At 34.7% G+C, this 10,289-nt stretch carries 11 protein-coding genes; 4 read left to right on the top strand and 7 right to left on the bottom strand.

Going from position 1 to position 10,289, the window contains the following annotated elements; genetic code table 11:
• Positions 1 to 448: 448 nt before the first annotated feature.
• Together COL05_RS25835 and COL05_RS25830 are read right to left on the bottom strand one after the other, a co-directional pair.
• Positions 449 to 1,285, bottom strand: a complete 837-nt coding sequence (locus tag COL05_RS25835; protein ID WP_001059838.1) for an ABC transporter permease — start codon at positions 1,283 to 1,285, stop codon at positions 449 to 451.
• A complete protein-coding gene (locus COL05_RS25830; RefSeq protein WP_098670658.1) occupies positions 1,278 to 2,483 on the bottom strand; it encodes a quaternary amine ABC transporter ATP-binding protein in 1,206 nt (401 codons plus the stop codon). The genes COL05_RS25835 and COL05_RS25830 overlap by 8 nt, the downstream gene beginning before the upstream one ends.
• A gap of 170 nt (positions 2,484 to 2,653) precedes the next feature.
• Between COL05_RS25830 and COL05_RS25825 the strand changes: the two genes are divergently transcribed.
• Positions 2,654 to 3,511: a glycine betaine ABC transporter substrate-binding protein gene (locus COL05_RS25825; RefSeq protein WP_098670657.1), complete on the top strand. Its 858-nt coding sequence runs from the start codon at positions 2,654 to 2,656 to the stop codon at positions 3,509 to 3,511.
• Positions 3,512 to 3,553: 42 nt separating this feature from the next.
• Here the strand turns inward: COL05_RS25825 and clpP are convergent, their stop codons facing one another.
• Positions 3,554 to 4,135 (bottom strand): ATP-dependent Clp endopeptidase proteolytic subunit ClpP, encoded by a 582-nt coding sequence (gene clpP, locus COL05_RS25820; RefSeq protein ID WP_000991609.1) that lies wholly within the window; start codon positions 4,133 to 4,135, stop codon positions 3,554 to 3,556.
• A gap of 21 nt (positions 4,136 to 4,156) precedes the next feature.
• On the bottom strand, positions 4,157 to 4,843 hold the full coding sequence (locus tag COL05_RS25815) for an RNA polymerase subunit sigma-70 (protein ID WP_098670656.1): 687 nt from the start codon (positions 4,841 to 4,843) through the stop codon (positions 4,157 to 4,159).
• Between the two features lie 143 nt (positions 4,844 to 4,986).
• On the opposite strand from COL05_RS25815, the gene COL05_RS25810 reads away from it, so the two are divergent.
• The 3 genes from COL05_RS25810 to COL05_RS25800 all read left to right on the top strand — a co-directional run bounded on the left by COL05_RS25810 (position 4,987) and on the right by COL05_RS25800 (position 6,515).
• Complete coding sequence (locus COL05_RS25810) at positions 4,987 to 5,307, top strand: 2Fe-2S iron-sulfur cluster-binding protein (RefSeq protein WP_098670655.1); 321 nt, start codon at positions 4,987 to 4,989, stop codon at positions 5,305 to 5,307.
• Between the two features lies 1 nt (position 5,308).
• Positions 5,309 to 5,974 (top strand): ribose 5-phosphate isomerase A, encoded by a 666-nt coding sequence (rpiA, locus tag COL05_RS25805; RefSeq protein ID WP_098670654.1) that lies wholly within the window; start codon positions 5,309 to 5,311, stop codon positions 5,972 to 5,974.
• Between the two features lie 106 nt (positions 5,975 to 6,080).
• Entirely contained in the window at positions 6,081 to 6,515 is a 435-nt protein-coding gene (locus COL05_RS25800) for a GNAT family N-acetyltransferase (RefSeq protein WP_098670653.1), read from the top strand.
• A 117-nt stretch (positions 6,516 to 6,632) separates the two neighbouring features.
• Here the strand turns inward: COL05_RS25800 and COL05_RS25795 are convergent, their stop codons facing one another.
• The 3 genes from COL05_RS25795 to COL05_RS25785 form a co-directional block, all read right to left on the bottom strand.
• The gene (locus tag COL05_RS25795; RefSeq protein ID WP_098670652.1) at positions 6,633 to 8,000 is read right to left on the bottom strand and encodes a lytic polysaccharide monooxygenase; all 1,368 of its coding nucleotides are present in this window, start codon (positions 7,998 to 8,000) and stop codon (positions 6,633 to 6,635) included.
• A gap of 357 nt (positions 8,001 to 8,357) precedes the next feature.
• Positions 8,358 to 9,551: a macrolide family glycosyltransferase gene (locus COL05_RS25790; protein ID WP_098670651.1), complete on the bottom strand. Its 1,194-nt coding sequence runs from the start codon at positions 9,549 to 9,551 to the stop codon at positions 8,358 to 8,360.
• Positions 9,552 to 9,609: 58 nt separating this feature from the next.
• Positions 9,610 to 10,254 carry a formylglycine-generating enzyme family protein gene (locus COL05_RS25785; RefSeq protein WP_098670659.1) on the bottom strand — a complete coding sequence of 215 codons (645 nt, stop codon included), beginning with the start codon at positions 10,252 to 10,254 and terminating at the stop codon, positions 9,610 to 9,612.
• Between the last annotated feature and the right edge of the window lie 35 nt (positions 10,255 to 10,289).

Below are 10,289 nucleotides of genomic sequence, written 5' to 3'. Positions count from 1 at the left end.
GCGAAAGCAAAGAATTTAGGTGGGGGTCGGGCTGCCCCTAAAAGTCCGATTGGTGAGGGATGATAATCAGTGGGGGATGAAGAAACCCCCCACTGATTAAAGTTTCACTTTATAATGAAAAATTTTAAGTGACCATACATTATATGTAGACATTTACTATAAGAACGATTCAAATGCATCCTCTCTGGAATCCAAATATAAATCAACAATAAGTATATTTCTCCCATCCTATGAGGAATACGTTGCATCATGATTCTCAATGTATGGTGCTGTGTACTACAAGTCTTGAAAGTAAATAAGCAAAACTAATCTCATTAATCGAAAAAAATAATCAGTTAATCAAATCAATGGAACAATAACAAAACCAAATCTGTGCCCCAGCTGGCATGTTCGTATGTAATTTATTCAAACAAAAAACACACTTTGTATAATAAAGTGTGTTTTCCTTTTATCTTCTTTTTTGATGAAATCCTTGTGTAATGCGGTCTAATATAATCGCAATGACAACAATAGCTAGTCCGGCTTCAAATCCCATTCCGATATTAACTTGTGTTACAGAACGGTATACATCAACTCCAAGACCTGGTGCCCCTACAAGAGATGCTGTTACTACCATCGATAAAGAAAGCATAATACTTTGGTTCACACCAGCCATGATTGTTCCGGTTGCGAGTGGTAATTGTACTTTAAATAATTTTTGTGATGCGGTAGAGCCAAACGCGTTCGCTGCTTCTATTAAATCTTCTGGAACTTGTCTAATTCCTAAGTCAGTAAAACGAATTGTCGGCGGCATTGCAAAGATTACTGATGCAATAATCCCAGGTACTACACCTACTCCGAAAAATGTAATCGCAGGAATAAGGTATACGAAAGCCGGCATTGTTTGCATAAAGTCTAATGTCGGTTTTAAAAATTTTGAAAAGCGTTCATTTTGAGAAGCTAAAATTCCGATTGGGATTCCGACAATAATTGAAATAATCACTGATGTAAGTACGAGCGCTAATGTTTGCATCGTCTGTGCCCAGTAGTTAATATTTAAAATAAATAATAGACCGATCAGTGTAAAAATAATTAAAGATACCTTTCTCGTTGTGTACCAAATGAGGAAACATAGGATAATAATCATCAATATGGCTGGTATTATTGTTAAAAAATTAGTGAGTAAATCAACGAATCCACCGATAATATAAGAAAATCCTCGGAATAAGCCTTCAAGGTGCTCATATAAACTTGCAACAAATGAATCGACCCATTCCCCTAAAGGAATACGTGGTATATTATTCATCGTCTTTCACCTCTTCCTCAATATTACCTGCAAGAGCTTGAATGACACTTTCGCGTTTAATAATTCCTCTTAGCCTTTTCTTCTCATCAATTACTGGCAACGGATATTTCATTTCTGCCATTTTCGCATACGTTTCTTCCAGTAACGTATCTACATACACATGCGGGATATCGGTAAGTAATAAATCAGCAATCGGCCACTGTTTTTGAACGGCCTTACTCGCATCATCTGCCGTTAATATCCCTAAAAACTCATACTTTTTATTAACAACATACACAGTTGAAACGCCCGCGTTCCTCATAATTTGAAGTGCTACACGTGGTCCACGGTCAATTAATAATGTCTCTGGTCGTTTTAATATAGATTCCGCCGTAATAACTTTCCCTAAATTCACGTCCGCCACGAACTTCTCTACAAATTCATTCGCAGGACTCATCATAATTTCTTCCGGTGTTCCAATTTGGACAACCTCTCCATCTTTCATTAACGCAATTCGATCACCAATTCGAAGAGCTTCATCTAAATCGTGAGTAATAAATATAATTGTTTTTTCCATTTTGTCTTGCAGTTCTAATAACTCATCTTGCATTTCTTTTCGAATCAGTGGATCTAATGCACTAAATGACTCATCCATCAATAAAACATCTGGATCATTCGTTAGTGCCCTTGCGATTCCTACACGCTGCTGCATACCACCACTCAGCTGACTTGGATAGTTATCTTTATGATGGTCTAGTCCAACTAATTTCAAAGACTCTAACGCTTTTCTCTCTCGTTCCTCTACGGGAACCCCTTGAATTTCTAATCCGTACGCTACATTTTGTATAACTGTGCGATGAGGAAATAAAGCGAACTTTTGAAACACCATACTCATTTTTGTTCTTCTCACTCTTCGTAATTCTTCTTTTCCCATTGTTGCGATGTCTTCACCATCTATGTATATGTGTCCTGCTGTCGGTTTGATTAATTGATTAAGCATTCGAACTAGAGTTGATTTGCCACTACCAGACAAACCCATAATAACGAAAATTTCTCCAGAGTATACTTCAAACGTTGCCTTTTTCACACCAACGTTCATTCCCGTCTCTTTTAAAATTTCCGATTTACTTTTCCCTTCTTTTAATAAAGTAAGCGCCCTTTGCGGGTGTTTCCCAAATACTTTTGTTACGTTTTCAACACGCACCTTTGTATTATCCATGTCACTACTCCTTTTCTACCCATCTATTCACATAGTGTTGCGATTTTGCAAAGAAATATTACATAAAAATGACATTCATAAGATTTATTTAAAATTCTCGTTTCCGTTCATAATAAGAATGCTTACTTATACATTTATTTAAAAGGCAAATGTTTTTTAGGAGGTTCTCAATGAAAAAGAAAATATGGCTTATATGCCTTGCATTATTTATTACTATGACTTTCTCTTCATGTAATGCAACAAATGCAAATTCGAAAGGAAAAATTAAACTAGGTGTAACAAGTTGGAAAGAAAATATTGCAACTGCAAACATGTGGAAAGTTCTATTAGAACAAAAAGGCTACAAAGTTGAGCTCATGTATTTAGAAAAAGCGGCAATTTGGACTGGTGTCGCTCGCGGTGATGTTGATGCTAATTTAGAAGTATGGCTACCTGTTACGGATAAACCACTAAATGATCGTTATAAAGATGATATCGTCTTAAAATCAAAATGGTATGAAGGAACCGGACTAGGTTTAGTTGTCCCTTCTTATGTGAAAAACATAAACAGTATTGAAGATTTAAATGCACATAAAGATGAACTAGATAACAAAATTGTCGGAATCGAACCTGGCAGCAGCCTAATGAATTTAACCAATAAGGCGATGAAGGAATATGATATTAAACTAAAACTTGTCCAATCTTCTGAAGCGGCGATGATGAGTGAACTAAAGAAAGCATATACGAAAAAGAAACCAATCGCTGTTACGCTTTGGAATCCGCATTGGGGCTTTTCAGAATTCGACTTAAAATATTTAAAAGACCCTAAGAAAGTATATGGTGAAAAAGATGACATTTATTACTCTGTTCGTAAAGGTTTCGAAAAAGATCATCCGGATATCATAAAATACTTTGATAAATGGAAAATGAATGATGAACAGCTTGGTACATTAATGGTCGAGTTAAATAAAACGAAAGATCCCGAAGAAGCAGCGCGAAAATGGATTAAAAAGAATCAAGCTTTAGTCGATGAATGGATAAAAGATTAATAAAACAGGCTAGAGGATTATTATCCTCTAGCCTGTTTTATCTTATTTTTTCGTAACAACATCATCTACAATCCCATATGCCTTCGCTTCTTCTGCAGTCATAAAATAATCTCTTTCTGTATCATGTGCTACTCTTTCAATCGGTTGCCCTGTTTTTTCTGCAATCATTTTATTAATATCATGCTTTAACTTCAATATCCTTTTTGCTGTTATTTCAATTTCCGTAGCCTGCCCCTTTGCACCACCAAGCGGCTGATGAATCATAATTTCACTATTAGGTAGCGCAAACCGTTTTCCTTTTGCACCTGATAATAATAACAATGCACCAAATGATGCTGCAAATCCCATGCATAGCGTTTGTACATCTGGTTTAATGAGATTCATCGTATCTAATATGGCAAAACCTGCTGTCGTTGATCCGCCTGGACTATTAATGTATAAAAATATATCTTTCTCTGCATCTTCCGCTTCTAAAAATAATAATTGAGCTACGACACTACTCGCCACTTGATCATTTATTTCTGAACCAATAATAATAATGCGGTCTTTCAATAACCTTGAATATATATCATAGGAACGTTCTCCTAATTTCGTTTGTTCTACAACATATGGAATTGCATTCATTTTATATCCCTCCAATAATTGTTATACTGCTAAAAGCATACAACTGTAGGAAGAAGGTTTTTTCGCATTAAATAATAAGACTGGCTGTTTAGATGGTAACTTAGTAAAATCTATTGTCGGAAGAAGCTTCGTTAACAATTCTGGCTTTTCCTCACGAATAGACGTTACTACAACATCAATATCATCTGTGAATTCAACTATCTCAATCCCTTCTTCACTTACAGTTTTCAGCCTATTTCTACTCCGAAATAAAGAAGCTTTCACTGCACCTTTCGATACAGAACATACTTTAGCAATATCAGCGATACTAAATTGAAAAACATCCTTTAATAATAAAATCGCGGATTGTTGTACATTTAATGAAGATAATACTTTCTCTACCATTTCATGCAAATCTGCAATGTTCTCTTGTGGTTCTTCAAAATTCATTTGTTCCTTTATTTTTTCATGAACTGATTTTGATTTCATCTGGTCTATCCAACGATTTCTAGCTATTTTATATACAAGTGTCATACAAATATCTTTATTACTATATTTTTGAAGAACTTTACAAATTGTTTCTTGGGCAAGATCTTCGCCGTCCCATTTATTTTTCGTTAAAAATGTACAGTACCTTTTCAACTCTCCGTATTGCTCAATTAAAAAGTCTATATTTGAATGATTCATATCGATATGATTTTTAAAAATATGAGTTACTTTTGTGCACAAAATAACCACTCCTTTTCAGCGCTTACTTAATTAACGATTCAACAAATAAAAAAGTTACGGGGCATATAAAAAAATTATGTTTATGTTCAATAATTCGCGGTCATAAATATGTTATGTACAATTTTACGTGAGGAGGAACAAAATTGCCAAAATTAACAATTGAAGGTGCAGGAACTTTTGATGTAAAAAAAGGCACAAAGTTAGTATTAGCGATTGAAGATAACGGTGTAAACATTCTCCATCGCTGCGGCGGAAAAGCACGCTGCACTACTTGTAGAGTAGAAATTATAGCAGGTGAGTTTTGTGAAGCAAGTTCTAATGAAAAAAATGCAATTACGGAAAAAGGAATTGAAGATCACTTACGTTTATCATGCCAAATGCACGTACATAAAGATATAATCGTTCGCCCTATACTTACAGTAGAAAATTCAGGTCTTGATGCAGGCCCACGTCCAGCAGAATAATATGTTACATTTAAAACAACTCGCAGGTGAATATGCCGCTAACTTTGTAAAAGATGGAATGACAGTTGGGCTAGGCACAGGTTCCACTGTATATTGGACGATACAAAAATTAGGTGAGCGTGTAAAAGAAGGATTATCATTTCAAGCTGTACCAACGTCAAAAGAAACGGAAGCATTAGCTAAACAACTATCTATTCCATTAATCTCCTTAAATGAAATTGAAATACTCGATTTAACAATTGATGGGGCTGATGAAATTAATTTAAATTTACAACTAATAAAAGGTGGTGGTGGCGCATTACTTCGTGAAAAAATCGTTGCCTCCTCCTCTAAAGAACTAATTATCATTGCTGATGAATCGAAACTCGTAACGTATTTAGGTACTTTCCCATTACCTGTTGAAATTATACCTTTTTCATGGAAACAAACCGAAAAGAAAATTCAATCTTTAGGTTGTCAAACAACGTTACGTTTAAAAAATAATGAAACGTTTATTACCGATAACAATAACATCATTATCGATTGCGTATTTCCTCATATCATAACGAATCCTGCCAATTTACACATGCAATTAAAAATGATTACAGGCGTAGTTGAAACAGGATTGTTTGTTAATATGACTAGCAAAGCAATTATTGGAACAAAAAATGGGATAAAGGAATTATAATGAAGGCTGACTCTTACAGTCAGCTTTTTATATTTTCTCTTAATTACTTATTATTATGATATACTATGAAAACAAAAGCACATCACACTAGAAAGGACTGAACAATTTGCACTCCAAAGTCATAACAGAATTTACAGATTTAGAAACTGCCTTTCATATTAGAAAAGAAGTATTTGTAAAAGAACAAAATGTCCCTCTTGAAGATGAATTCGATACATTCGATGAAATCAGTGAGAAATGTAAACATATTTTAGTTTATTATAACGATCTTCCTGTAGGTACAGGTCGTATACGATTTGTTGACGGTGCAGGAAAATTAGAACGCATCTGTATTTTAAAAGACTATCGTAAATACGGATTAGGAAAAGTAATAATCAAGGCGTTAGAAGAAATTGCTCGTGACAAAGAAGCAACAAAAGTAAAACTACACGGTCAAACACAAGCTGAAGGGTTTTATAAAAAACTAGGTTATCAAACTTCTTCAGATGTATTTATGGAAGATGGTATTCCGCACGTTCTTATGACGAAAGTACTATCATAATAAAAAGGGTAGTATATGAATTTATATACTACCCTTTTTTATAAATAGAAAAGTGAATTCTCAAGATTTTCTTTTGCATCAAAGCCCATCATCTCTTAGTTCATATTTAGGTAAGGTTTACACTGTTTTCCATAATGATAAAGCATAAATCCAGTTTGGATCCCCATTTCCTTGATAACTCTGGACTGCTTCATATACTTTTCCCTCGTGTAGAACTCTATCTCCCTTTTCATATGCTTTCTTTGCATCCCACTCTTCATATGAAGCGCTTTCAGTTTTTGTGGTGATTACGAATATATCACTCTGTACAGATTCATTTCCAGCTACATCAACAGCTTTCACTACATATTTATAAGTAGTATTAGGAAGTAAATTTTTATCCATATAAGAAGTCGTATTGGATGTTGCAATTTTTTTCAATGATCCTTCTGTTTCTCTATAAACATCGTAATGGTCTACATCAATATTATCGTCAGAAGGACTCCACATTAGATCCACACTTGACGCTGTCGTTCCCATACTATGTAATCCTTTTGGTTGTGTTGGTGCTTCTGTATCAGGAGCCTCAACTGTTGTTTTTACTGTAAGCGTCGCACTTTTTTTCGATACATTTCCAGCTGCGTCAATTGCTTTTACAGTATAAGAGTATTCTGTACTTGGTTGTAATTTTTTATCAATAAAATGAGTTCCTGGTACTGTATCAATCATCTCTCCGTTACGGAAGATTTGATACCCTTTTACCCCTACATTATCCGTAGAAGCGTTCCATGCTAGTTCTATACTATTCGCTGTTACTTTTTGTGCCTGAATTCCATTTGGAATACTTGGAGCTTCTGTGTCTGGTTTTACGTCATTGATGAGATTAACATCAATGACATTATAGAATGCATTTGCTGTATCGGCTACATCCCATACTGCTAAAATCACATGATATCCACTTCTATCAGTAGGTACATTAATTTTGTGAGTTAAATGATTTGAGGCTGTAGAGCCATCATGTTGTACAGTTCCAATTGGTTCTAAATCTGCTCTTGTGAGCGCTTTATTTGGATCCCATCCTTTTTTAGTAATATAGTAATGCCATTTACTTGTTAAGTGAGGCGCTGTATATTTCCAAGTAAAAGTATTTTCCCCGCCTGTGATTGTATTTTTAAACCAACGATCAGCTGTTTGTTGATCTAAAACACCACCAAATTTACCACCTGCAGAAGCGATTTGGCCATCAACTGGACCAGCTTGCGGGAACCCTTTTGGAGCTTCCAAACTTTGTGGTTCATACATAACACTTCCGCAGTTTACATTTAGTGCACCATAAGTTGGACTACATAAAGCAGATCGGCTGCTAGGCTTTTCAACAAAACCGTGCGCGTATGCGTTTTGAGGAATAAGTGTCGTGCCAATAATTCCAGCTGTTAATGCAACAGCTCCTAGACTTTTTTTGTTCATTTTCATGTTTTGTAGTTGTTTTAATAATCGATTATTCATGTTCCTGTCCCCTTCTTGTTATACTTTGTAGTGTAATGTGGGCTTCGATGTAAAAGAATAACAAGAGACCATCTTGTAACGATGTATGTGTGTGTTATGCATACACCGCAGTGAAAATATATTTCATTTCTTGTGAAATATTTCACTTGATGAATATATCATGACATAGAAATCATCAAAGTATGTGCAGAAGTTGTGCAGAAATGATGAAAGCATTAGTAACACGTAAAACTATGGTCCGAATTTACAAAACAGAATATTTAACATTTCAAAACAACGAATTCTCCGCTTCATATAAAAGAAGAGTGTCTATATCATTTCATATAGACACTCTTCTCATGTATAATTTTCTATTTATTATTGACCTATAAATGTAAAAATCTCATCAGCAGCTTCCTGATAGCCACCAGATTTTCGGAAAGACTCTTTCAAATTCAATGCAACTTCTTTATATGATGGATTATTTAATACAAGTTCTACACTTTCACGTAGTTGTTCCTCAGTTAATTCCTTCATTGACAACTTAACCCCAGCTCCGAGATTCTCCACTTGCTTGGCGATAACTGGTTGATCTGCACTTTGCGGGATTACAATAAGCGGAATCCCGTTATATAATCCTTCATGTGTACTGTTCATCCCGCCATGTGTAATAAATAACTTTGTATATGTAAGTAGTTTTGTTTGTGGTACATAATTTTTCACAATGAAGTTTTTAGGAATTTTACCTAAATCACTTATTTTCATTTTATTGCCAATAGACATCACAATTGTATAATCACTATTCTCAAAGGCCTTCATACATAGTTTATAAAAATCAAGTGATTCATTAAAAACAGTACCTAGTGAAATGTAAATCGGGCTTTTTTCTTCAATTGCAGTAAAATCAAAGGCTTCATTTTTTACTTGCGTAGAGATAGATGGACCTACAAATTTAAATGTTTCATCAAACATATCTCCAAAAGGTTGGAACTCCCTTATTGTATACACAATAGTAAGTGGCGCTGGATTACAGAAAACTTCATACGGTGATTTTATTTCAACACTATGCTTTTCCGCAATTCCCTTAGTTAATCGTTCATAATCATTATGTATTTTATCTTGAACTTCCACTGGTATATTTTTAGACAAATGGCCTAACATTTGTTCAAATGATTTTTCATCCTGTGCAAAAGATGTACAGGAATTTATTGCTGGAAGCTTTAGAATTTGAGCAATTAAACGACCGCATCCAAACATTGAATCGTGAATGATGTAATCAAAATGTTCCCCTGCAATTTGTTCAAGAACATTTGGTATAATAACATCTGCCGTATGTAATAGACCATTTATTCTCTCTGGTAAATAATTTCGACCACCGGAAAGAAAGGCATTTATAAATTTTTGATCGTCAATTGTTCGTACAGTAGCACCCGTCTTTTCAATACGCTCTCTAAAAGATTCTATTGAAAAATATACAACCTCTTCCCCGCGTGAAACTAATTCTTCTACAACTTGCAATGTTGGATTTATATGTCCTTCTGATCCAGTATTAATGAATAAAACACGTGCCACTTAAAACACTCCTTAATTTAAATCTTCTCTATATTAGTTTTTTGCTCTTATAATTCTTCTAAATGGACTTAGCGAGCCTAAATCCAAGGTCATCTATATGAAATGTAGGATGGCTACGCCGGCGACAAGTTGCACCACAACCTCTAGCTGCTTCAGCCCAGCTACCGCCTCGGAAAATTCGATATGATCCATATACCTTTTCATCATACAAATCATAGCACCATTCCCAAACGTTTCCTAACATATCATACAAGCCCCATGCATTTGGCTCTTTTTTACCGACTTCATGAATACGTCTATCTGAATTTTCATTATACCAAGCAATCTCTTTCAGTTCACCGTATATGTATCCAGTAGTTCCTGCTTTACACGCATATTGCCACTCTGCTTCTGAAGGTAATCGGTACCCATTTGAATCTAAATTACAACTAACAATTTGACCACCATCATTAATAGAATAATATTCTTTTAATCCCGCTTTTTTTGAAAGTAAATTACAAAACATAATGGCATCATTCCATGAGATATTTACAACTGGTTTATTTTTATCTTTGAATAAATTTGGTGTATGATTCGTAATCACGTCATATAATTCCATCGTTACAACATATTTTGCAAGAAGAAACGGTTTAACTTGAACTTCCCATTCTTTTTTTATTCGATCATCTCTTAATTCTACTTTTCCTGCTGGAATTTTCACCATATTAGAATCAACCAGGTCAATGAATCTATTCAATT

This window comes from Bacillus sp. AFS059628 (genome assembly GCF_002571225.1).
Taxonomy (GTDB): Bacteria; Bacillota; Bacilli; order Bacillales; family Bacillaceae_G; genus Bacillus_A.
This window is presented reverse-complemented; position numbering and strand designations above follow the sequence as displayed.

Coding starts and splice junctions, on each gene's coding strand:
- rpiA (WP_098670654.1), top strand. CDS start 5,309: ATGTTACATTTAAAACAACTCGCAGGTGAATATGCCGCTAACTTTGTA.
- clpP (WP_000991609.1), bottom strand. CDS start 4,135: ATGAATGCAATTCCATATGTTGTAGAACAAACGAAATTAGGAGAACGT.
- COL05_RS25835 (WP_001059838.1), bottom strand. CDS start 1,285: ATGAATAATATACCACGTATTCCTTTAGGGGAATGGGTCGATTCATTT.
- COL05_RS25830 (WP_098670658.1), bottom strand. CDS start 2,483: ATGGATAATACAAAGGTGCGTGTTGAAAACGTAACAAAAGTATTTGGG.
- COL05_RS25785 (WP_098670659.1), bottom strand. CDS start 10,254: ATGGTGAAAATTCCAGCAGGAAAAGTAGAATTAAGAGATGATCGAATA.
- COL05_RS25795 (WP_098670652.1), bottom strand. CDS start 8,000: ATGAATAATCGATTATTAAAACAACTACAAAACATGAAAATGAACAAA.
- COL05_RS25825 (WP_098670657.1), top strand. CDS start 2,654: ATGAAAAAGAAAATATGGCTTATATGCCTTGCATTATTTATTACTATG.